At 59.3% G+C, this 21,898-nt stretch carries 25 protein-coding genes; 19 read left to right on the top strand and 6 right to left on the bottom strand.

Annotated elements, in window-relative coordinates; translation table 11 throughout:
* Positions 1-20: 20 nt before the first annotated feature.
* From I9185_RS14055 to I9185_RS14025, 7 genes are all read left to right on the top strand, one after another.
* A complete protein-coding gene (locus tag I9185_RS14055) occupies positions 21-1,724 on the top strand; it encodes an acyl-CoA dehydrogenase (protein WP_171635005.1) in 1,704 nt (567 codons plus the stop codon).
* Positions 1,724-2,770 carry an MBL fold metallo-hydrolase gene (locus I9185_RS14050; protein WP_210093398.1) on the top strand — a complete coding sequence of 349 codons (1,047 nt, stop codon included), beginning with the start codon at positions 1,724-1,726 and terminating at the stop codon, positions 2,768-2,770. Before I9185_RS14055 ends, I9185_RS14050 begins: the two co-directional genes overlap by 1 nt.
* A 4-nt stretch (positions 2,771-2,774) precedes the next feature.
* The gene (locus tag I9185_RS14045; RefSeq protein WP_170346311.1) at positions 2,775-3,227 is read left to right on the top strand and encodes a DUF6173 family protein; all 453 of its coding nucleotides are present in this window, start codon (positions 2,775-2,777) and stop codon (positions 3,225-3,227) included.
* Positions 3,228-3,283: 56 nt separating this feature from the next.
* The gene (locus I9185_RS14040; RefSeq protein ID WP_171724288.1) at positions 3,284-5,125 is read left to right on the top strand and encodes a glycerophosphodiester phosphodiesterase; all 1,842 of its coding nucleotides are present in this window, start codon (positions 3,284-3,286) and stop codon (positions 5,123-5,125) included.
* Positions 5,112-5,651, top strand: coding sequence for a hypothetical protein (locus I9185_RS14035; RefSeq protein ID WP_171206075.1), 540 nt, complete (start codon positions 5,112-5,114; stop codon positions 5,649-5,651). The genes I9185_RS14040 and I9185_RS14035 overlap by 14 nt, the downstream gene beginning before the upstream one ends.
* Positions 5,652-5,740: 89 nt before the next feature.
* Complete coding sequence (locus tag I9185_RS14030) at positions 5,741-5,875, top strand: aa3-type cytochrome c oxidase subunit IV (RefSeq protein WP_050604020.1); 135 nt, start codon at positions 5,741-5,743, stop codon at positions 5,873-5,875.
* A gap of 17 nt (positions 5,876-5,892) precedes the next feature.
* Positions 5,893-6,525, top strand: a complete 633-nt coding sequence (locus tag I9185_RS14025) for a hypothetical protein (protein ID WP_171206074.1) — start codon at positions 5,893-5,895, stop codon at positions 6,523-6,525.
* Here I9185_RS14025 and I9185_RS14020 read toward each other — a convergent pair.
* Both I9185_RS14020 and I9185_RS14015 read right to left on the bottom strand, forming a co-directional pair.
* Positions 6,514-6,846, bottom strand: coding sequence for an AzlD domain-containing protein (locus tag I9185_RS14020; RefSeq protein ID WP_171634997.1), 333 nt, complete (start codon positions 6,844-6,846; stop codon positions 6,514-6,516). The two genes, I9185_RS14025 and I9185_RS14020, sit on opposite strands and share 12 nt — an antisense overlap.
* Positions 6,843-7,559, bottom strand: a complete 717-nt coding sequence (locus I9185_RS14015; RefSeq protein ID WP_210093352.1) for an AzlC family ABC transporter permease — start codon at positions 7,557-7,559, stop codon at positions 6,843-6,845. Before I9185_RS14015 ends, I9185_RS14020 begins: the two co-directional genes overlap by 4 nt.
* A gap of 49 nt (positions 7,560-7,608) precedes the next feature.
* On the opposite strand from I9185_RS14015, the gene fdhD reads away from it, so the two are divergent.
* The 6 genes from fdhD to I9185_RS13985 are packed head-to-tail and all read left to right on the top strand — an operon-like array spanning position 7,609 to position 12,814.
* Positions 7,609-8,496: a formate dehydrogenase accessory sulfurtransferase FdhD gene (fdhD, locus tag I9185_RS14010; RefSeq protein WP_171635177.1), complete on the top strand. Its 888-nt coding sequence runs from the start codon at positions 7,609-7,611 to the stop codon at positions 8,494-8,496.
* Positions 8,493-9,029 carry a hypothetical protein gene (locus I9185_RS14005; protein WP_210093351.1) on the top strand — a complete coding sequence of 179 codons (537 nt, stop codon included), beginning with the start codon at positions 8,493-8,495 and terminating at the stop codon, positions 9,027-9,029. The genes fdhD and I9185_RS14005 overlap by 4 nt, the downstream gene beginning before the upstream one ends.
* Positions 9,026-9,670, top strand: a complete 645-nt coding sequence (gene mobA, locus I9185_RS14000; protein ID WP_210093350.1) for a molybdenum cofactor guanylyltransferase MobA — start codon at positions 9,026-9,028, stop codon at positions 9,668-9,670. Before I9185_RS14005 ends, mobA begins: the two co-directional genes overlap by 4 nt.
* Positions 9,667-10,158, top strand: a complete 492-nt coding sequence (gene mobB / locus I9185_RS13995; RefSeq protein ID WP_210093349.1) for a molybdopterin-guanine dinucleotide biosynthesis protein B — start codon at positions 9,667-9,669, stop codon at positions 10,156-10,158. Before mobA ends, mobB begins: the two co-directional genes overlap by 4 nt.
* A 20-nt stretch (positions 10,159-10,178) precedes the next feature.
* Positions 10,179-12,224, top strand: a complete 2,046-nt coding sequence (gene glp, locus I9185_RS13990) for a gephyrin-like molybdotransferase Glp (protein ID WP_210093397.1) — start codon at positions 10,179-10,181, stop codon at positions 12,222-12,224.
* Positions 12,221-12,814, top strand: coding sequence for a GNAT family N-acetyltransferase (locus tag I9185_RS13985; protein WP_348539745.1), 594 nt, complete (start codon positions 12,221-12,223; stop codon positions 12,812-12,814). The genes glp and I9185_RS13985 overlap by 4 nt, the downstream gene beginning before the upstream one ends.
* Here the strand turns inward: I9185_RS13985 and I9185_RS13980 are convergent.
* The 3 genes from I9185_RS13980 to I9185_RS13970 form a co-directional block, all read right to left on the bottom strand.
* The gene (locus I9185_RS13980) at positions 12,811-13,806 is read right to left on the bottom strand and encodes a hypothetical protein (RefSeq protein WP_171634986.1); all 996 of its coding nucleotides are present in this window, start codon (positions 13,804-13,806) and stop codon (positions 12,811-12,813) included. The genes I9185_RS13985 and I9185_RS13980 overlap by 4 nt on opposite strands.
* Positions 13,807-13,820: 14 nt before the next feature.
* Positions 13,821-14,291, bottom strand: a complete 471-nt coding sequence (greA, locus tag I9185_RS13975) for a transcription elongation factor GreA (RefSeq protein ID WP_170346321.1) — start codon at positions 14,289-14,291, stop codon at positions 13,821-13,823.
* A gap of 231 nt (positions 14,292-14,522) precedes the next feature.
* Positions 14,523-14,903, bottom strand: a complete 381-nt coding sequence (locus I9185_RS13970; RefSeq protein ID WP_171206067.1) for a VOC family protein — start codon at positions 14,901-14,903, stop codon at positions 14,523-14,525.
* A gap of 86 nt (positions 14,904-14,989) precedes the next feature.
* Here I9185_RS13970 and soxR point away from each other — a divergent pair, with 86 nt between their 5' ends.
* The 4 genes from soxR (at position 14,990) to I9185_RS13950 (ending at position 19,855) form a co-directional block, all read left to right on the top strand.
* A complete protein-coding gene (soxR, locus tag I9185_RS13965; protein ID WP_171724285.1) occupies positions 14,990-15,445 on the top strand; it encodes a redox-sensitive transcriptional activator SoxR in 456 nt (151 codons plus the stop codon).
* A 136-nt stretch (positions 15,446-15,581) separates the two neighbouring features.
* Positions 15,582-17,228, top strand: coding sequence for an electron transfer flavoprotein-ubiquinone oxidoreductase (locus tag I9185_RS13960; RefSeq protein ID WP_210093348.1), 1,647 nt, complete (start codon positions 15,582-15,584; stop codon positions 17,226-17,228).
* A gap of 145 nt (positions 17,229-17,373) precedes the next feature.
* Complete coding sequence (locus I9185_RS13955) at positions 17,374-19,044, top strand: tetratricopeptide repeat protein (RefSeq protein WP_210093395.1); 1,671 nt, start codon at positions 17,374-17,376, stop codon at positions 19,042-19,044.
* On the top strand, positions 19,034-19,855 hold the full coding sequence (locus I9185_RS13950; protein ID WP_210093347.1) for a 4-(cytidine 5'-diphospho)-2-C-methyl-D-erythritol kinase: 822 nt from the start codon (positions 19,034-19,036) through the stop codon (positions 19,853-19,855). The genes I9185_RS13955 and I9185_RS13950 overlap by 11 nt, the downstream gene beginning before the upstream one ends.
* Here I9185_RS13950 and I9185_RS13945 read toward each other — a convergent pair.
* Positions 19,848-20,846, bottom strand: a complete 999-nt coding sequence (locus tag I9185_RS13945) for a polyprenyl synthetase family protein (protein ID WP_210093346.1) — start codon at positions 20,844-20,846, stop codon at positions 19,848-19,850. The two genes, I9185_RS13950 and I9185_RS13945, sit on opposite strands and share 8 nt — an antisense overlap.
* 56 nt (positions 20,847-20,902) lie before the next feature.
* On the opposite strand from I9185_RS13945, the gene I9185_RS13940 reads away from it, so the two are divergent.
* Together I9185_RS13940 and I9185_RS13935 are read left to right on the top strand one after the other, a co-directional pair.
* Positions 20,903-21,118 carry a DUF2007 domain-containing protein gene (locus I9185_RS13940; protein ID WP_152456800.1) on the top strand — a complete coding sequence of 72 codons (216 nt, stop codon included), beginning with the start codon at positions 20,903-20,905 and terminating at the stop codon, positions 21,116-21,118.
* The gene (locus tag I9185_RS13935; RefSeq protein WP_210093345.1) at positions 21,115-21,894 is read left to right on the top strand and encodes a methyltransferase domain-containing protein; all 780 of its coding nucleotides are present in this window, start codon (positions 21,115-21,117) and stop codon (positions 21,892-21,894) included. The genes I9185_RS13940 and I9185_RS13935 overlap by 4 nt, the downstream gene beginning before the upstream one ends.
* The last annotated feature ends 4 nt before the right edge of the window (positions 21,895-21,898 follow it).

The following is a 21,898-nucleotide window of genomic DNA, read 5'->3' as shown; positions in this document are numbered from 1 at the left end:
GTTAGACCCCGAGAGAAATCATGCCATATCGCGCCCCAATCTCAGATTATCAATTTCTGCTGGACCATGTCGTCGGGTTCGACCAGGTCGCCGCCACCGAGATTTTCGAAGATGCCAGCGCCGATGTCGTCACGGCCATCCTGACCGAAGCGGCCAAGATGAGCGAAGAGGTTCTGGCCCCGTTGCAGCGTGCCGGTGATCTGGAACCGGCTCGGCTTGAGAATGGCGTGCTGCGCAGCTCTCCGGGTTATGCCGATGGCTGGAAGGCGATTGCCGAAGGCGGGTGGATCGGGATCAGCGCTGATCCCCAATTCGGCGGAATGGGCCTGCCGATGGCTGTCACCACTGCCGTGAACGAGATGATGAGCGCCGCTTGCCTTTCGCTGCAACTTGCTCCGCTGATGGCGCAGGGCCAGATCGAGGCGTTGGAACACCACGCCAGCGACGAATTGAAGTCGCTGTATCTGCCCAAAATGATTTCGGGTGAGTGGTCTGCGACCATGAACCTGACCGAAGCTCAGGCCGGATCGGATGTGGGTGCGCTGACCTCGAAGGCCGAGCCAAATGGTGATGGCACATACTCGGTGACCGGGCAGAAGATCTTCATCTCTTGGGGCGACAACGACTTTGCTGAAAATGTCTGCCATCTGGTTCTGGCCCGTCTGCCGGATGGTGTGCCCGGCACCAAGGGCATTTCCTTGTTTCTGGTGCCGAAATACATCCCCGATGCGGATGGCAATCCCGGCCTGGCCAACGACCTTAAGGTTGTTTCCGTCGAACACAAGATGGGCCTGCATGGCTCACCCACCTGCGTGATGCAATATGACGGCGCCAAAGGATGGCTTGTCGGTAAGGAACATGGCGGTATGGCGGCCATGTTCACCATGATGAACAACGCCCGCCTGGGCGTGGGTGGCCAGGGTGTGGGCGTTGCGGAAGGCGCCTATCAGCACGCTTTGGCCTATGCGCTGGAACGCAAGCAGGGCAGGACGCCTTCTGGTACGATCATCGATCATGCGGATGTGCGTCGCATGATCATGGATATGCGCGCCGATATCTTTGCCGCTCGGGCTATTCTTCTGGCCAATGCGACCGCGATTGACATGGCGAAAGCCACCGGCGACGCCGATTGGGCCGCGCGGGCCGCGTTGTTGACGCCAATCGGCAAGAACTTTGGGGCCCGGACCGGGATACGCGTGGCCGAAACCGGCGTACAGGTGCATGGCGGAATGGGCTTTGTCGAAGAAACAGGCGCGGCGCAATATTCCCGCGACGTTCGCGTGACCGCGATTTACGAGGGAACCGACGGCATTCAGGCCATGGACCTTGTTGCACGCAAAATGATGGACGGGGGCGAGGCGGCGTCGAACCTTCTGGACGAGATCGAAGAACAGGCCGAGCGCGCGCGCGCGACGATGCCCGATCTGGCCGGTCCAGTGTGGGAAGCAACAGAAACCCTGCGCGAGGCAACCGAATGGTTGGTGGCACAAGACGACATGAACGACCGATTTGCAGGCGCAACGTCCTATCTTCAGGCGTTTGCCCGGGTTCTTGGCGGGCATTATCACCTGTCCGCGGCACTGGCCGATCCGGAAGGACCGCGGGCCAAACTGGCGCGCTACTACATCAACGCCTTGTTGCCCGAGCATTCCGGGCTTCTGACGCGGGTGCAAAGCGGTGCGGGTGACCTCTTTTCGCTCAGCCCGGATGAGTTGGCGGCGTGATGGACGGGGATCGCGTATCGGGGATCAGATATCCGTGGGCTGAACCGCCCGCGCCGGGCGAAGCCGTCGAAGTTGCCGAGGGTGTACTGTGGATGCGCCTGCCTCTTCCGATGGCGCTGGATCACGTCAATATCTACGCGCTGGACGATGGCGAAGGTTGGACGGTGATTGACACTGGGCTGTCGTCAAACAAGACGCGGCGTATCTGGGAAACCCTGATGGGCGGGCCTTTGAAAGGCAAACCGATCACCCGTGTTGTGGTGACGCATCATCATCCAGACCATGTCGGCAATGCCGGGTGGTTTCAGTCGGAACACGGGGCTGAGTTGGTCACAAGCCGCACCTCATGGCTGTTCGCGCGGATGCTGACGCTGGATGTGCAAGAGACATGGCCGCAGGAAACGCTTGATTTCTATCGCAGCGCCGGCATGGCACCCGAGGTTCTAAATGCGCGGATGAAGGATCGTCCGTTCAACTTTGCCGACACGGTTTACCCCATGCCGCTGGGCTTTGCCCGGATCAAGCAGGGCGACGTGATCCGAATGGGAGGGCGCGACTGGGATGTGCATATGGGCAATGGCCACGCGCCGGAACACGCCACCTTCTGGAGCCGTGACGACAATCTGGTGTTGAGCGGCGATCAGATTCTCAGCTCGATCAGTCCCAATCTGGGCGTCTATGCCACGGAACCGATGGCCGATCCGGTTTCAGCGTGGCTGGAAGCCTGCGAGCGGTTGCAGGCGCTTGCCCGGCCCGATCATCTGGTTCTGGGCGGGCACAAGCTGCCGTTTTCGGGCCTGCCGCTGAGGATGAAACAGCTGATCGACAACCACCACGGCGCGTTGGGCCGCCTGTTGAAACATCTGGATCAACCCAGAGCGGCCGCAGATTGTTTTCTGCCCCTGTTCAAACGCACGATCCGCGAAGGCGAATATGGGCTTGCGCTGGTCGAGGCGGTTGCGCATGTGAATCATCTCTACCACATTGGTGCGGTAACCCGGACGCAACGCGCTGACGGGGCATGGCTGTACCAGCGCAAAGGGTAGAAGAATGCAGGACCAGATCGAAACCTCGGCCGAGGCTGCCGAAGCCGCCGCTTTGCCGCGGTGTCACGAGGTGCACGCGGATCCCAATGCCGAATCCGGGGCCAAGGACCTGCCCGAGGGGTTGAAGAAGCCTGTTGCCAACAAAAGCCCGGCGCAATGGGCTTACGAGCGTCTGATCATGTATATCCAGAACTTTGAAAAGACTCTGGACGGCGATCACGAAGTCGCGATGGGCTTTACCGGCGGCGATGCCGGCGTCATGCGGATCGAAGGGATGGGGTATTTCGACCCCGACATGATCACCTTTTACGGATCCGACGGAACCGGGGCCCGCACGCAATTGGTGCAGCATGTCAGCCAGTTGAACGTGATGCTGCGCGCCCTGCCCAAATCGGTCGAGGACAAACCCGCCAACCGCATCGGTTTCCGTCTGGCGGCGGATCTGGAAGACAGCTGACTTGCAATTCACGCTTGCGCGCCTTTGAATGACTGCATCAGTCCGGAGGCGCCCACGTGACAAGATTTTTTCAAGCAGTAACACATGCCTATGCAGGTGCCTGGGAACGGCGCCGGGTCTTTGTGCCAATTTATGTCGCTGTGCGCTTGCTGCTGGTGGCGCTGATCGCGCCGGGTGTGGCTGTGGCTGTCAATCTGGCGGTCTCTCTGTCAAATCAGACCGCTCTGACCGATCAGGACATTGCGATGTTCCTGCTGTCTCCGGCAGGGTTCATTGCGGGTGTTGCGGTGCTCAGTCTGTTTTTGCTGGCTGAGGTTATTGTGTTCGCGGTCATGGCCGGGTCCTTGCGTATGGGAGAAAATGACCCTTGGCGCGCAGGCAGTGCGGCACTGGCACTGAACCTGTCCCGCTTTCCGGCGCTGTTCGGATTTGCCGTTCGGTTCATCCTGCGCGTCCTGCTGCTTGCCCTGCCGTTTGTGGCCGTCGCGGGGTTGATCGCATGGTGGACGCTGACGGAATATGACATCAACTATTACCTGACATTCCACCCTCCGGCCTTTCAGGTGGCCGTGGTACTGATCGGGCTTGTCGTTCTTGCGTTGGCATGGGTGTTGATCCGCCGTCTGTCGGGATGGGCGCTGGCGTTGCATCTGGTCCTGTTCGAGGGGGCCTCACCACGCGGAGCATTTGCGAAAAGCGAACAAAAGATGGAAGGCAAGCGCGGGCGTTTGAAGATCGAGCTTGCCCTTTGGCTGGGACTGCGGCTTGTGATTGCAGCTTTGATTGCGGCGGTGGCCAGTCTGTTGTTTGCAGTTGTGCCCTTGCAGGAAGGCGGCAGCCTCAGACTGGCGTTGATCCTCAGCCTGATCATTGCGGGGCTTTGGTCCCTGGCGGGGTTGGTTCTGGCGGCGACGGCGCTGGGCGCATTGGCGGTCTTGCTGGACGGCTTCTTTGAAGCTGAGACCAAGGACGTTCCCCATCCCGAACCCCGAAGGATTCGCGTGCCGGTTCTTGTCACTGTCGCGACGGCCTTGGCCGCATTGGGCGTGGGCTTCTGGCTTGGGCAAAGCTTGCTGGAACGCGTGCAGGCGCCGGATCAAGCCGAGGTCATCGGCCATCGGGGCGCTGCGGCTTTGCGACCTGAAAACACAATGGCCTCGGTCCTGAAAGCGATCGAGGATGGTGCGGACTGGGTTGAGATTGACGTTCAGGAAACGGCGGATGATGTAGTTGTCGTGGCCCATGACAGCGATTTCATGAAGTTGGCCGGCGTCAACCTGAAGGTCTGGGATGCGACGATGCAGGATGTTGCTGATATCGACATCGGAAGCTGGTTCGGACCGGAATACGCCGCAGAGCGGACCCCGACCCTGCGAGAGGTTCTGGAAGCGGCCAAGGGCAAGTCGAAGGTTCTTATCGAGCTGAAATATTATGGTCACGACGTCGATCTGGAAAATCGGGTGATCGGCCTTGTCGAAGAGCTAGGGATGCAGAACGACGTTGCCACCATGTCGCTGAAATACCCGGCCGTGCAAAAGATGGAAAAGTTGCGGCCCGACTGGCGCTCTGGTGTGCTGGCGGCCACGGCCATTGGGGATCTGTCGGGGCTGGAAGGTGAATTTGTCGCCGTCAATGCAGGCATGGTTACACCTGGGCTGATCCGCAAAGTGCAGGACGCTGGTAAGGATATCTATGTCTGGACGGTGAATGATCCGTTGCAGATGTCCAGGATGGCCTCGATGGGTGTGGATGGTTTGATTACCGACCGCCCGGCCATGGCCAATGAGGTTTTGCGCGTCCGCGCTGAAATGGGGCCGGGCGAGCGGCTGTTGCTGTGGCTGGCAACCACCTTTGGATTGCAGGTCGATACAGAGGCAATGCGCGATGAAAGTCCTTAACATGGCGCTGTTTCTGTCTCTGCTGCCACTGTCGGCATGGGCACAGGATCTGATGCGCGGATTTGAGATGCCGGGCCACCGCGCCCTGATCGAGCAAAGCAAGGACGCCGAACTGACGCCGTTTGAAACCGATGGCTGTTCAGGCGGGTTGTCAGCCAGTTGGCGCTGGGTGGCAAAGCAATTCCCACAGGTTGGCGCGCTATATCAAGAGCACCCGCCGTGGGAGTACTGCTGCGTCATCCACGACCGGGCATATCACAATGCTGGCGGTGCAGAGACAGCCAGCGAAAGCTATGAGGCACGTCTGGCAGCGGATGACGCCTTGCACGCCTGTGTGGTGCAGCACGGAGACAACCATGCCGAGGACTATGCCGACCAGTACGACATGTCGCCTGAACAGATTCGCAGCGTGCACGCGATCACTGCGGATGCAATGTACGGGGCGGTGCGATTCGGTGGCGGGCCGTGCAGCGGCCTGCCCTGGCGGTGGGGGTTCGGGTATCCCGGTTGTTCGGTTCTCAAGTAACAGCGTCCTGCGCGCGAATGACGTGGTGACAGGCGTTCTGTTTTCTATTATCCAACAGATCAAACACGCGAATTGGGAATCTGAGACTCATGGCTGAACACAAGCACGGCGAAATGGACATCACGGTCCAAACCAAGACATTCAACGGTTTCATCAAAGCCACCACGTGGTGTGTGGTCGCCATTGCCTTCCTTTGCCTGTTCCTGGCGGTTTTCGCCTCCTAATTGTTTCGGGGGCTGACTTGCTCAGGATATTGATTGCTTGCTTGCTGGCAGCGACAGTGGCGGGCTGCGCCAATTCGAACCGACCACAGGCGGATCGGAACGAAATCGTGTCCCGGTCCTACCGTGATCCGGGGCCAGCGACCCTGACGCTGTACACAATGATCAACACACGCACCGGATCGGGCGCGCATACGTCGCTGATGATCTCGGGCAGCGAGCGGGTGATCTTTGACCCTGCCGGTTCGTTCCGGGCGGATGTGGTTCCGGTGAAGGATGATGTGCTTTACGGCATTACCCCGGCGGTCGAACGAGCTTATCGCAGCTCGCACGCGCGCGAGACACATTATGCCCGCATACAGACCATTCAGGTGAGCCCGCAACAGGCTGAAATCGCCTTGCAACTGGCAAAGCAATCCGGTCCGGTCGCTGGCGCGTTCTGCACCAACTCGACTTCCCAACTGTTGAAGCAGGTACCGGGGTTCGAGCAGATTGATGTGACGTTCTATCCGGTGAACCTGTCGGAACAGTTCGCGCAGATTCCGGGCGTCGTGACCGAAGAATATCGGGAAAATGACGATGCGGATCTGCAAAAGGGGCTGGCGGCAAACAATGCGCGTCTCAACCAGCTCGACGCTGTCTCAACTCAGTAGATAAAGCAGACCATAGAGCGTGGCGGCCCCGGAAAAGATGGCCGCTATCACGTTTTTGCTGATCACTCCCACCGCCAGGGCAACGGCTGCCGCCGACATACGTGGCAGATCAGGCTGCCCTTCGGTGGCAGAGGGCCAAACGACCAGCGGTGCGATCAATGCAGGAAGGATGGCCACTGCTGTATATCGCAGGTGACGCAGCAGCCAAGGCGGCATCGGGCGATCACCCACAAAACCGATAAAGACAAAGCGCAGCGCATAGCTGCCGATGGCAAGCCCGATGATAATGGCCCAGATGGTGACGGAATCGGGCTGAGTCATAACTGCGTCTTTCTACGTTCGAGGATCAGTTCCGCCTGTGCTCCGGCAATCATTCCAGCGCATCCGGCGATCAGCAGGCCCAGATTGAACGGGATTACGACGGTCAGCAAAGATACCGCAATGGCCACAAGGGCCGCGACCACATGTGCAAAGGTCCGCATCATCGGCCCTATCATGGCCAGAAAGGTGATCGGCAGGGCAAAATCCAGTGCCCAGCTTTCCGGTATTTGCGCACCCAGCACTGCGCCCAGATAAGTGCCCAGAATCCAGAGCGGTGTGATCGGCGTGACAGAGCCCACGAAATAAGCCATCCGTTGCGGCACTGACAGGTCGGGCTCTTTCTCGAACCGCACGATCGAGCAGGCATAAGATTGATCCACGGTCAGGTATGCCGCAAAGGCACGCTGCCACATGGGCGCGGAACCCAGGTAAGGTGTCAGTGATGCGGAATACATCGCCATACGCAGATTCACAGCCAGCGCCGAGACTATGATGATCACGGTCGGGGTGTTGTCCTGCAACAATTGCAACGCCGCGAATTGCGCGGCACCTGCAAAAACGGTCGATGTAAAAGCCATCGTCTGGACAAGGGTCAACCCGGCTTCGGTCGCAAAAACACCGAACAGAAGGCCAAAGGGCACGGCGACGAAGACAAACGGCGTCCCATCCCGAAAACCTTTCCAGAAGTATGACTTGGATGTGGCAGAGGCCATGGCTAAATCCTATGGTGATTCATGCAGCAGTAACTGTCTTGGGAAGGGGTTGCAATTGGCCACGGAATTCGATCTGTCGGACTATCTTATCGCCCCTGATCCGGCTGCGATGCGCCTGACCCGAGCGGTCGAGGGTGTGGATCAGAACGGTGAAATCAGCCAGATATCTGTGGTCGAGGAACGCCCGCTTACGATCTTTCTCAATTCGCAGGAAATCGTGACGGCGATGACGATTGGCGATTATCCCGAATATCTTGCGCTGGGCTTTCTGCGCAATCAGGGGATGCTGCTGTCGGATGATGAAATCACGCGCGTGGAATATGACGACGACCTTGAAACCGTGATCGTCCGAACCGCGCGCGAAACATCTTATGAAGACAAACTGAAGAAAAAGACCCGCACCAGTGGGTGTGCCGTGGGTACTGTGTTTGGCGACATGATGGAGGGCCTGGAAGACGTACAACTGCCACAGGTTCAGGTGCGAACTTCCTGGCTGTATGATCTGGCCTCGAAGATCAACCGCACTCCGTCGCTGTACCTCGAAGCCGGAGCGATTCACGGCACGGTCCTGTGCCGTGAAAACCGCCCGCTGGTCTATATGGAGGACGTGGGCCGCCACAACGCCGTCGACAAGATCGCAGGCTGGATGCTGTCAGAAGGAGAAAGTGCCGAGGACAAGATCCTCTATACCACTGGTCGCCTGACATCCGAAATGGTGATCAAATCGGCGATGATGGGGATTCCGGTACTGGCGTCCCGCTCGGGCTTCACCGCCTGGGGCGTCGAGATCGCGCGCGAGGTCGGGCTGACGCTGATCGGGCGGATGCGCGGCCAGCGCTTTGTGTGCCTGTCGGGTGAGGATCGCCTGCTGCGCGACGTGGACCCGTCAACCGTTGCTGTCGAAGACAGGAAACACCGCCGGAAAAGTGCAGGATGATTTTGGAAACCCTTAGACTTTTTTTCTTGTTTGTTGTTGCAGTCAGTATCTTGCCGCTGAGCATTCTTGCTGCACGAAACTACGCACGCAGCAAACGGGCAATCGTAGAGGGCATGGCACGGTTGGACGAAGAAACTTTGGATCGATTGGGGTGGGAGGCAAGAGAATACATCGGCACATTCGACCTGTTTGCCCCATTCCGGATGGGATGGGCAGCTTGGGGATTGGCGGTGCAAAAACAAAGCGCCGTGTTGCAACGTACCCTTCTTCAAGGTTTGCCAGACTCAGTCGTTTTGCCAAACGAAATCAGACGATCACTTCGCAGGTATCGGTGCTTTTTCTGGTTGTTTTTCGCGCCTGTGGCGGTTTTGGTGCTCTTTTTCGCTTTCATTCGCTTGAGCCATGTTTTGGCCGACTTTTCCGGACTTCCTGTGAGCCTGTGTTTCATTTTGCTGGGTGCGGGTAGTGGGGTTTGGATTTTTTCACCGCTGGAGAAATTCCAAAAATGGCCGGAGATCGAGGACCCATCATGACGAAACCGCTTGGCGTCATTCTTGCAGGCGGGCAGGCCACACGTATGGGTGGTGGCGACAAAGGTTTGCTGCAGATCGGGGGGCAGAGCCTGCTATCCCATGTGATTGACCGTTTGTCCCCACAGGTAAGTGGGCTGGCCTTGAACGCGAATGGCGACCCTGAGCGCTTCGCTGATCTGGGCCTGCCCGTCCTGCCTGACACGATCGAAGGGTTCGCCGGGCCTCTGGCCGGTGTGCTGGCCGGGCTCGACTGGGCGGCAGAGCAGGGGGCGGACAGCATCGTGACAGCTGCTGCGGATACGCCGTTTTTCCCGCGCGATCTGGTGGCGCGACTGACGCAAGCTGCGGAAGGGCAGGTACACCCGTTGGTTTTGGCTACCACGCCGCGTTCGGGCGACGAGGCGCACAAATCCGGTGGCGGCAAGCGAGTCAACCGACACCCGACATTTGGGCTTTGGCCCGTGGCGCTGCGCGATGATCTGCGGGCGGCGCTGATGGACGGGTTGCGCAAGGTGGTGTTGTGGGCTGACAAACATGACGGGCGCGAGGCTTTGTTTTGCGCCGACCCGTTTGATCCGTTTTTCAACGTCAACACGCCTGAAGATCTGGATCGTGCCCGAACACTGTTGGAGCAGGCATGAGGGTCTATGGCGTCACGGGCTGGAAGAATGCCGGCAAAACCGGGCTGATGGAACGGCTGGTGGCCGAGATCACAGGCCGGGGCTTTACGGTCTCTACGGTCAAGCACGCGCATCACAGTGTCGATGTGGATCAGCCGGGCACCGACAGTCACCGGCACCGCGTTGCGGGGGCCAGCGAGGTGCTGCTTGCCTCGGGGCAACGCATTGCTTTGATGCAGGAACTGCGGGGCGCGCCTGAACCGCCGCTGGCCGAGCTGTTGGCGCGGCTCTCGCCGATCGATCTGGTGTTGGTCGAAGGGTTCAAGCGCGAGGTCCACCCCAAGATCGAAGCGTATCGCGCCGCGGCGGGCCATGTGCTGATGGCACCTGAAAATGGCACCATCCGCGCCGTGGCCAGCGACACTCCGCTGGATTTGGACCGCCCGGTCTATGATCTGGACGATACTGCCGGGATTGCTGACTTCATCCTGAAAGAGGTTGGTTTGTGAGCCTGTTCCAGACCTTTGCAATGGTGGATTGGTCTGGCGGAAACGACACCGGGCCGACCCCGCGCAAGGATGCGATCTGGGCCTGCATTTCACGAAACGGAAAAGCGTTTGACCCCGAATACCTGCGCAACAGGCGGATAGCCGAGCAGAGGTTGGATGCTCTGATCCGGGCCGAGCTTAAGGCCGGTCGCCGTCTGCTTCTTGGGTTCGATTTTCCTTTTGGATATCCTTGCGGCTTCGCACGGGCGATGACCGGAACGGACGATCCGCTGGTGTTGTGGGATTGGTTCGACCAACAAGTCGAGGATTCTCCGAAGGCCAACAACCGCTTTGATCTGGCGGGTCGGATCAACCTTCAGTTTGGCGGCCGTGGTCCGTTCTGGATGAATGGATTGCGCCGAGATATTAAGGGCCTGCCGCGTACCAAATCGGACTATTCCAACCCGTTCCCGAACCGTCGTGTCGTTGAGACTTTGGCAAAAGGAAGCTTCACCTGCTGGCAGATGGCAGGGGCAGGCGCGGTTGGTGGCCAAGTCATGATGGGGCTGCCGATTCTGAACCGGCTTCGCCACCGGTTTGCCGGGCAAATCTCGGTCTGGCCATTCGAGCCGCTGGATAAACCTGTTGCCTTTGTGGAAATCTGGCCGTCTTTGACCCTTGGCGCTGCACCGGATGGGCGGATCAAGGATGCCTGGCAGGTTGAACAGGTCGCCTTGACTCTGTCGCGTTTGACAGAGCAGGAGTTGGATGCGCAATTGAACGTCTCAGCGGCAGAGGAAGGTTGGATATTGGGTGTACCTCAGGACAAGCCGAACATAGCCCCGCCCCCGTTGCGGAACGATTGCTTCGCGTTGCCCGCCGGGGTCAACTGGACACCGGTGGATGAGGCGCTGGCCTGTTTGCGTGACAGGCTGCACCCGATTACCGCGTCTGAGACGATGGCGCTGACCCTGGCATGCGGGCGCGTTCTGACCGGGGATGTGGTCGCCCGACGCTCGAATCCGCCGCAACCGAATTCGGCCGTGGATGGGTACGGGTTTGCCGGTCCCGCCCCTGATGGCCCACAGATCATGCCATTGGTTGACGGGCGCGCGGCGGCAGGGATCCCGTTCGACGGTGACGTGCCTGAAGGCCGGGCCTTGCGCGTGCTGACGGGGGCGGCGCTGCCCGCCGGTGTCGACACGGTCATTCTGGAAGAGGATGTCACGGTCAAGGACGGCCACATAGCCTTCTACGGCCCGCTGAAAAAAGGCGCCAACACACGGCGCGCGGGAGAAGATGTGGCCGCAGGCGATATCGCCCTTCCTGCCGGGCGCAGGCTGACCCCTGCCGATCTTGCGCTGCTATCTGCCGTGGGGATTGCCGAAGTCAACGTGCGCAAACCGCTTCGCGTGGCCGTGGTCTCTACGGGCGATGAATTGGTCGAAGCCGGAGAGAACGCTGGTCCGGGTCAGATTTTCGACGCCAATCGCCCGATGCTGCTGTCCTTGATCGATCGTATGGGGTTCGTACCCGTGGATATGGGGCGTGTTTCGGATGATCGGGACGCCTTGCGGGATCGATTGGATCAGGCCGCAGAGCAGGCGGATGTGATTTTGACCAGTGGCGGCGCGTCAGCGGGTGACGAAGACCATGTTTCGGCCCTTTTGCGTCAGGCCGGAGCGATGCAGCACTGGCGCATTGCGTTGAAGCCCGGGCGGCCGCTGGCTTTGGGTTTGTGGTCTGGCGTGCCGGTGTTTGGCCTGCCCGGAAATCCGGTCGCCGCCATGGTCTGTACGTTGATCTTCGCGCGTCCGGCCTTGGGGCTGATGTCCGGCGAAGGCTGGGCTCAACCGCAAGGTTTCGAAGTGCCTGCCGCCTTTGAAAAGCGCAAGAAGCCCGGTCGCCGGGAATATCTGCGCGCCCGAATGCGGGACGGGCGGGCCGAGGTCTTCCACTCGGAAGGATCAGGCCGGGTCAGTGGCCTCAGCTGGGCTGAAGGGTTGGTTGAAATCGAGGACGGTGCGCGCCATGTCAAACCGGGCGATATGGTCCGGTTCCTTCCTTATGGAAGTTTCGGGTTGTGACGGTCACGATTTCCAGAGGGTTCGCCGATCAGGAACGCGCGCAAGCGGCGGTACTGTTCTGGCAGGCATTTGCGGCAAAGCTGGGCAAAGTCATGGGGCCGGACGAAAAAGGACTGGCTTTCTTTGAAATCGCATTGAACCCGGATTTCGCGCTGGTTGCACGGGATAAAGCGGGCCGGATGCTGGGGCTGGCAGGTTTCAAGACACGCGACGGCTCTTTTGCGGGGGGCAATATGTCTGATCTGGCTCGGGTCTATGGCTGGTTCGGGGCGACCTGGCGCGCCTTGGTTCTGAGCGTGCTGGAGCGCGAACTGAAACCGGGCGTGTTCCAGATGGATGGTATTTTTGTCGCTGCCGAGGCGCGCGGCAAAGGAGTAGGCACGGCATTGCTGAATGCCATCAAGTCCGAGGCCCGCAATCACAACATGTCAGAGGTTCAGCTTGATGTCATCGACACGAACCCCCGCGCCCGCAGCCTTTACGAGCGCGAGGGGTTCCAGCCTGTGGGTCAAGAAAAAACCGGACCGCTGAAGTATCTGTTCAATTTCAGCAGCGCGACCAAAATGTCGTGGATTGTCGGGGCGGATTAATCAAACGTGCCCGCCACGCGACCCAGCAACATGAATGCGCGGGCCGTTCGGGTTTCACCCAGTTCACTCAGTTCCGCATCGCTTGCCGTGGGTTCGAACTCGGCCATCATCTTGTCAAACCGGCGCAGGAAATGGTGCGCGGCGTCGCGGAAAATCGGATCCTGTTTCATCCGGGCTGCCGTCAGCGCAAGTGAGGATCTGTCGCGTACCCCCCCCAGCGCCGCCACGGCGCGCCCGCGTGTGCCCTGGGCGAACTGGCGCCAGATTTCTGGTCGGGCCTTGTCGGGCCGCAGGTCATCCATGTAGATGCCTTCCTGGCTGAGCAGCGTCAGAACATCCTGCGAAGCTTGCACAAGCTGTGCCGTCTTGCGGTCCTTCAATGCAACACGCAGCGCATTGAACCCCTCGGTGTCATCCTGCGTTTCGGGGAAGTTCAGGGCGCGGATGAAAACCTCGGTACTCAGCGGCGGTGTGATCTCTTCCGCAGGTGTGCCCAGCTCCAACGAGGTCTGGTCGCCCTGAGCGGAACTCTGCGCGGCCGTTGCAGAGCGCGCTGTGCGTTTGGTCGAGAACGTTGCCAAGGCGTCTTCGGTTTTCCGTGTGGCCGCAGCGATTTCATCCAGCTTTTTTGTCACCGCAGGTTCATAGGTGCTGGAGGCGCGCTGCTGCTGCGCCACATAGGCCTGCCGGATCGCGTCGATTGCCGTTTGCAACCGCGCACTTTCCTCTCGCATCACCCGGCTGGCGCGCATCGCGGTGGCCGCAACCCAGATCATCGCCACGGGCATGAACACGGCCAGAAAGGCGACGACAAAGCCGCCGTTCTGCCCCTGACCGGGCAGCACGAGAAAGACGACCGACACCACCAGCCAGATCAGGCTGAGTACCAGTGCGGCAATCTCGATTTCGGTGACAGCCGGAGTCTTCGGGCGATCATAGATGCCCAGCGACGTCGGCTTTTCGGTTTCCGGGTCAGGTTTTGGCCCCGACATTACATGCGCTCCGGTCAGGCGTACTCGATACTCAGGATTTCGTAAGAGCGCACGCCGCCGGGTGTGCGCACTTCGACACTGTCCCCTTCATCTTTGCCGATCAGGGCGCGGGCGATGGGGGATTTGATGTTCAGCAGGCCGTTTTCGATATTGGCCTCGTATTCACCGACGATCTGCCAGGTCTTTTCTTCATCGGTATCTTCGTCGACCAATGTGACTTTTGCGCCAAACTTGACCGCACCCGACAATTTTGCCGGATCGATGACATCGGCCAGCGACAGAATACCTTCCAGTTCCTTGATGCGACCTTCGATGAAGCCCTGTTTTTCGCGGGCTGAATGATATTCGGCGTTTTCCTTCAGGTCGCCCAGCTCGCGCGCCGAGGCGATGGCTTCGATGATCGCCGGGCGTTCAACGGATTTGAGGTTCTTCAGCTCAGCCTCGAGCGCGGCATTGCCCGCAGGCGTCATCGGGATCTTTTCCATACTCTCTACGTCCACGCATAAATTGAGTCGCCCCGCCGCACAGGAGCGTCGGGGCGAATGTTAGATTGGCAGTTACCTGACCCAAATGCCACGTGAATTGCAAGAGGTGACAGCGTCAGCAGCGGTCAATTCGCGACTTCGCGCCGTTTTGATTTGGGGTGGGGCCTGTGCCGATGATCCGGATGCCGCGACCTGCGCCAACGCTGCGATGGGGTGCAAAGCCAAATTATCTCAATCATATTGCACCACTTCGAACTCGATCCCGTTGTCATCGCGAAAATAGAACCGGCGCCCTGGTTCGTAATCGGCATGGTTGTGGGGCTCGAATCCTGCCTTGCGAACCTTGTCTTCGGTGGCATCGATGTCTTCGACCAGAACACCCACGTGGTTCAGCCCGCCGATCACATCATAGCTGCTTTCATCCGACTGTTTCGGGTCATCAGGTTTGTAAAGCGCCAGATACGTATGGGCCGAGCCGACATGCACGGTGTATCCGCCGGCAATTGCGGGGCCTTCCCAACGGGTCTTCCAGCCAAAGACCTTTTGCATCCAATCGGCCGAGGCTTTCGGGTCGCGGACAGTGAAGTTGGTGTGTTCAAGCGTCGCCATCATGGGATCTCCTGTGTTTTTTGGCTTGTCCCGACTCAGAGTAATTTCTAAACCTAACTTTAGGTCAAGGAATTTTTCATGAGGGTTTGATGGCGGTATCAGAGGGGCTGGCGATTGGCGCATTGGCCCGGCGCACAGGTCTGGCCGTGTCGGCCATCCGGTATTACGAAGCGCAGGGTCTGATTTCGCCCTGGCGCAACGCGGGCGGACAGCGACGCTATCAACGGGCCGATATTCGGCGACTGAGCTTTGTCATGATTGCGCAGCAGTTCGGTCTGACCCTGCCTGAAATCCGTCAGGTGCTGTCGGGCCTGCCAGGAAACCGCACGCCGACGCCCCAGGACTGGAAGGCAATCAGTGTACAGCTGAGGGCCCATCTGGATCAGCGAATCGACACCCTGATGCGGTTGCGCGACAATCTGGATGGCTGCATCGGATGCGGGTGTCTGAGCCTGCCGAAATGCGCGCTCTACAACCCCGATGACCGGGCAAAATCGCATGGTAGCGGTCCCAGGTACCTGATGGGGGATGCACCAGAGGGGTGATGTGTCGAATAGCGCCCTTGTTACGCCGTGTTTCGATTGACCAATGTCTTTCCGACCATGTAATCAGCCGTGAAACAAAATTGCGCAGATCATGCGGTGACAGCGCCAATTCGGAAAGTTAGCTAGGGAGCCCGCGATGGCCGAGATTGAACGCGAAGCGATGGAATACGATGTGGTGATCGTGGGTGCAGGACCTGCGGGCCTGTCGGCGGCCATCCGTCTGAAACAGCTGGATGCCGACCTGAACGTTGTCGTTCTGGAAAAGGGTTCCGAGGTTGGCGCGCATATCCTGTCGGGCGCGGTTCTTGATCCCTGTGGTCTGGACGCGCTGATCCCGGATTGGAAGGAAAAAGGCGCGCCGCTGAATGTGCCCGTGAAGGACGACAAGTTCTACATGCTGGGTGAAGCAGGCCAGGTCCGCATCCCGAACTTCCCGATGCCGCCGCTGATGCACAACCACGGCAACTACATCGTTTCGATGGGCAATGTGTGCCGCTGGATGGCGGAACAGGCCGAAGAACTGGGTGTCGAGATCTTTCCGGGCATGGCGTGCTCGGAAATGGTCTATGGCGACAATGGCGAAGTCAAAGGCGTGGTAGCAGGTGTTTTTGGTCTGGAGGCAGACGGTTCCTACGGCCCCAACACCGAACCGGGGATGGAGCTGCACGGCAAATATGTCTTCCTGTCAGAAGGTGTGCGCGGATCGCTGTCCAAGGAAGTGATCGCCAAATACGACCTGTCTGCGGGCAAAGAGCCGCAGAAATACGGTGTCGGCATGAAAGAGATCTGGGAGATCGACCCTGCCAAGCACAAGGAAGGCAGCGTGACGCACACGATGGGCTGGCCTTTGGGCAGCAACGCAGGCGGCGGATCCTTCATCTATCATCTTGAAAATAATCAGGTCTATGTCGGCTTCGTGGTGCACCTGAATTACAAGAACCCGCATCTGTACCCCTATATGGAGTTCCAGCGTTTCAAGCACCATCCGATGGTGGCCGATCTGCTGAAAGGCGGCAAGCGGGTCGCTTACGGCGCCCGTGCGATTACGGAAGGCGGCTATCAGTCGATGCCGAAACTGGTCGCGCCGGGCGTGGCGCTGTTGGGCTGTTCGGCGGGCATGGTCAACGTGCCGCGCATCAAAGGCAACCACAACGCGATGCTGTCGGGCAAAGCTGCGGCCGAGGCTGCTTTCGAAGCGATCAAGGCCGAACGTTCGGGCGATGAGCTGATGGCTTACGAGACCGAAGTTCGCAATGGTGCGATTGGTTCCGACCTGAAAAAGGTTCGCAATGTCAAGCCGATGTGGTCGAAATGGGGTCTTACCGCCAGCCTGATGTTGGGTGGTCTGGACATGTGGACCAACACGTTTGGCTTTTCGCTGTTCGGCACGTTGGGCCATGGCAAGAACGACGCGGAATCGACCGAGGATGCCAGCAAGCACCAGCCAATCGATTATCCAAAGCCGGATGGAACGCTGTCCTTCGATCGTCTGACGAATGTCTCGTTCGCAGCGACAAACCACGAGGAAAGCCAGCCCTGCCATCTGCGTCTGGCCGATCCCGAGATCCCCGTGAAGGTCAACCTGCCTAAATACGATGAGCCGGCACAGCGGTATTGCCCGGCAGGTGTGTATGAAGTGGTCGAGGATGAGAACGGCCCGCGATTCGTCATCAACTTCCAGAACTGCGTTCACTGCAAAACCTGCGACATCAAGGATCCCAGCCAGAACATCACCTGGACCACACCGCAGGGCGGCGACGGTCCAAACTATCCGAACATGTAAGCAAAAAACGGGCAATGGCTGCGCTGTGAAGGCTCTGCCATTGCCTCTTGCCTGCCGAAGCCCTAGCTTACCCCTCAGTCAACGATAGCAAGGCAGGATTTCGGTGTTTTCCCTGGTTCGTCGCGCGGCTTTGTCCGTGCTGTTCATGTCGTCGGTCGCAGTTCCGGCCTATTCGGAAACGGGCGCCGGGTCTTATCTGGCCGGGCGGCAGGCGATTTACGAAAACGACTATTCTGCCGCTGAAAGATACTACGCTCAGGCTCTCAGGTTTGATCCCCAAAATGCGCTGTTGCAGGAAAGCGTTGTCGTTGCACGCATCGCCTTGGGGGAAGTGGCGCGCGCGCTGCCGATCGCCCAGCAGATCGAGGAAGCAAACCTGCCCAGCCAGGCTGCGCGTATGGTAATTTCGGCCAATCTGATCACCGATGGGAAATTTGACGACCTGCTGGCCCGTGACCCTGAAACACAGGGTGTTGGCCCCCTTGTTGACGGCCTGATGATCGCCTGGGCCCATCTGGGGCAGGGTGAGATGACCAAGGCGATGGAACAGTTCGATTTTGTCGCGACACAGGATGGTCTCAGGGAGTTCGCGCTTTACCACAAGGCGATGGCATTGGCGTCTATCGGTGATTTCGAAGGCGCCGAGGCGATACTTGCCGACAATGATGGAACGGTTGCCCGGTTCTCTCGTCGTGCTGCTTTGGCCCGCACCGAGATTCTGTCGCAGCTGGATCGCAACGAAGACGCCGTTCAGTTTCTGGACGATGTGTTTGTGGCGGGCAGTGACCCGACCATCGAGTCGTATTTGAGCCAGTTGGCGGCGGGTGAAACATTGCCGTTCACCCATGTCCGATCCGCTCAGGACGGCATGGCCGAGATTTTTTTCACCGTCGGTGCCGCATTGAACAGCGAAGCATCAGCCGACTACGTTCTGCTGTACGTACGCCTGGCCAGTTTCCTGCGCCCCGATCATGTGGATGCCATTTTGCTGAGCGCGGATCTGCTGGACAACTTGCAGCAATATGATCTGGCGGTTGAGGCATACCGCCAAGTCCCGGCGGACAGCAACGATCACCATGCGGCCGAATTGGGCCGCGCCGAAGTTCTGGACCGTTCGGGAAAAACCGATGCGGCCGTCGAGGTGTTGCAGAACCTGGCTGCGCAGGACCCTGATTTTCCGGGTGTGCATGTCGCTTTGGCAGATTTGCAGCGCCGACAGGAAAACTATGCCGCTGCCGTGGCCTCTTATGACACTGCGATCGCGCTGACGGATAGCGCGGCGGGTGGGAATTGGTTCCTGCATTACGCACGTGGCATCAGTCATGAAAGGCTGAAGCACTGGGATCAGGCCGAAGCTGATTTCCGCCGGGCGCTGGAACTAAACCCGGATCAACCTCAGGTTCTGAATTACCTTGGGTATTCTCTGGTTGAGCGCAAAGAAAAGCTGGATGAAGCATTGGATATGATCGAGCGCGCAGTAGCTGCGCGTCCGGACAGTGGCTATATCGTGGACAGTCTGGGCTGGGTACTGTTCCGTCTGGGGCGTTATGACGAGGCCGTCGAACACATGGAACGTGCGGTTGAGCTGATGCCGGTGGATCCGGTGGTCAACGATCATCTGGGTGACGTCTATTGGGCTGTCGGGCGCGCGCGCGAGGCCGAGTTCCAGTGGAGCCGCGCCTTGTCCTTCATCGACCCGGAAGACACCGACGGCGAAGCCGATCCGGATCGAATCCGGCGCAAGATCGAAGTCGGGCTGGATGCCGTTCTGGCCGAAGAAGGTTCGGAGCCATTGAAAGTCGCCAATGGAAATTAAGGCGTTTGCGCCCGCCAAGATCAACCTGACCCTTCATGTGACCGGCCGTCGAGACGACGGCTATCACCTGTTGGATTCGCTGGTTGTATTCGCCGATCTGGGTGATCGGCTGACATTCACCCCCGGCCCCGAATTGTCCATGGACGTGCGCGGCGAGTTTGCCGGCGGAGTCCCCACGGACAGCCGAAATCTGGTCTGGAAGGCGGCAGAAGCTGTCGGTTGGACCGGTCATATTCAACTGACCAAGTCCTTGCCCCATGGGGCGGGCATTGGCGGAGGGTCGTCTGATGCCGCGGCCACGCTTGGGGCCCTGGCAGATCAGGGCCACGACCTTCCGCGGGGCCTGCCGTTGTCATTGGGGGCGGATGTCCCCGTCTGCCTGGAAGGTCGGGCGATCAGAATGCAGGGCATTGGCGATCGTTTGACGGCGGTGAACCTTCCGCACCTGCCCGCCCTTTTGGTCAACCCAAATGTCCAGGTGCCCACCGGTGCCGTTTTCAACGCGCTGGCGTCCAGAGACAACCCGCTAATGCCTGAAAGCATGCCTGAGTTTGACAATGCTGATGAGTGCGCCCAGTGGCTGCGCAATCACCGCAACGATCTGCAGGTGCCCGCCATGAACATCGCACCTGAGATCGAGCAGGTGTTGGACGAGTTGCAGATGACCAATCGCGCGCTCATGGTGCGCATGTCAGGGTCAGGATCAACCTGTTTTGCGTTGTATCCGACGATGAAAGACGCGCATTTTGCGGCCTATGAGATCGGCGCAGCCCATCCTGATTGGTGGTGCCGCGCCACGCAGCTCAGTTGAGACGTGAAACCACGTAATCGGCCAATTCGCGCAGCAGACTGCGAATATCGTGGTCAGGCAATACATCCAAAGCGGCTTTGGCCTTGTTTGCCCAACCCAAAGCGTCTTGCCGGGTTTCTTCCAGCGTGGCGTATTTGTTCATCAGACCCAGCGCCTGATCCAGATCCCCGTCCTGTTGGCGGCCCTTTTCGATCGTACGTTCCCAGAAGGCGTGTTCTTCCGGCGTGGATTGCGCCACGGCTTTGATGACGGGCAGGGTCAGTTTCCGTTCACGGAAGTCATCGCCAACATTCTTCCCGGTCGCCTTGCTGTCGCCCTGATAATCCAGCAGGTCATCGGCAATCTGGAACGCGATGCCCAGTGAATCACCATAGTCGAAAAGCGCTTTGACCTGCTCTTCCGAGGCACCTGCGATCACGCCGCCCACTTCGGTCGCGGCTGAAAACAATGCCGCCGTCTTGCCGCGCACGACCTGAAGGTAAACGCTTTCATCCGTACTCAGATCGGTTGCGGCCGTCATTTGCAGCACTTCGCCTTCGGCAATGGTTGCAGAGGCATTGGCCAGAATATCCAGAACGCGCAGCGAGCCCGTTTCCACCATCAGCTGGAAACTGCGTGAAAACAGGTAATCGCCAACCAGAACACTGGATTTGTTGTCCCAAAGCAGATTGGCGGTCGGGCGGCCCCGTCGCTGTGCGCTTTCATCCACGACGTCGTCATGCAGCAGGGTGGCGGTGTGAATGAACTCGACCGTCGCGGCAAGGCGCACGTGATGGTCGCCGGAATAGCTAAACAGGCGTGCTGCGGCCAGTGTCAGCATCGGGCGCAGGCGTTTTCCACCTGCTTCGACCAGATGCCGCGTCACTTCCGGGATGCGTGGCGCATGGTCCGATGCCATCCGCGTGCGGATCAGCCCGTTCACGGCCTCCATCTCGCCCGCCAGAATTTCAGCGAGACGCTCATGCGGTTTTGAGATCATGTCGACGGTCATCACACTCCTGATACAAGGCTCGACTTTCGCCTCGCCTTGCCCTTACATCCATCCCCATGAAAGAACTGTTGCGCAGTACCGATCCGACAATCCTGGCCTTTGCATCCGCTCTCCTTGAGGGCGAGGATATAGACTGCTTTCAGATGGACGTAAATATGAGCATCCTCGAAGGTGGTATCGGGATTTTCCCTCGTCGGCTGATGGTTCGGTCCGAAGACCTGACCCGGGCCGAGCGTGTGATGCGCGACAACGAGATCCCGCTGGGCCGATGATGCGCTTCGACGACAATGAATTGACGTGCAACGATTTCCTTGGTGGCCGGGTGCGATTGCTGCAACCTGCGTCAGGTTACCGCGCCGGGGTAGACCCTGTTCTGCTTGCCGCATCGGTCCCTGCAAAGGCCGGGCAATCCGTGCTTGAACTGGGATGTGGCGCGGGGGCTGCCATTTTATGCCTGTCCGCGCGGGTGGCGGGGCTGCAAATGGTTGGGATCGAATTGCAACCGGCCTATGCGGATTTGGCCCGCCGCAATTCGGAAATCAACGGCTGTGATCTGGACGTGATCGAGGCTGACCTGAACGCTTTGCCTGATGAGCTCCGACAGCGGCACTTTGATCACGTAATCGCGAACCCGCCCTATTACCGTTCTGGGGCGCATAGCCCCGCCAGCGACACAGGGCGAAGCATTGCACTGGGCGAAAATACGCCTCTGATCGACTGGATCACCGTTGCGGCCAAACGCCTTGCCCCTCGGGGGTTCCTGCACGTGATCCAGAAAGCCGACCGTCTTCCCGATATGCTGACGGCTTGTGAGGGGAAACTGGGTTCAATCGAGGTGCTGCCGCTCAGCGCGCGGGTGGGCCGCGAGACCGAACTGGTCATCCTGAGCGCCCGCAAAGGGGGACGCGCGGCATTTCGCCTCCATGCGCCGTTGATTCTGCACGCCGGTGAGCGCCACGAAAAAGACGGTGAAAGCTATACCGAGGCGGTCTCAGCCGTGCTTCGACAGGCCGCTCCGTTGCCTCGGAACTTGTGCCATCGGCAATGACCAG

This window comes from Ruegeria sp. HKCCSP346, from assembly GCF_017872595.1.
In the GTDB taxonomy this organism is placed as follows: Bacteria; Pseudomonadota; Alphaproteobacteria; order Rhodobacterales; family Rhodobacteraceae; genus Ruegeria.
Note: the sequence above shows the minus strand (reverse complement) of the source record. Positions and strands in the feature narration are given on the sequence as shown.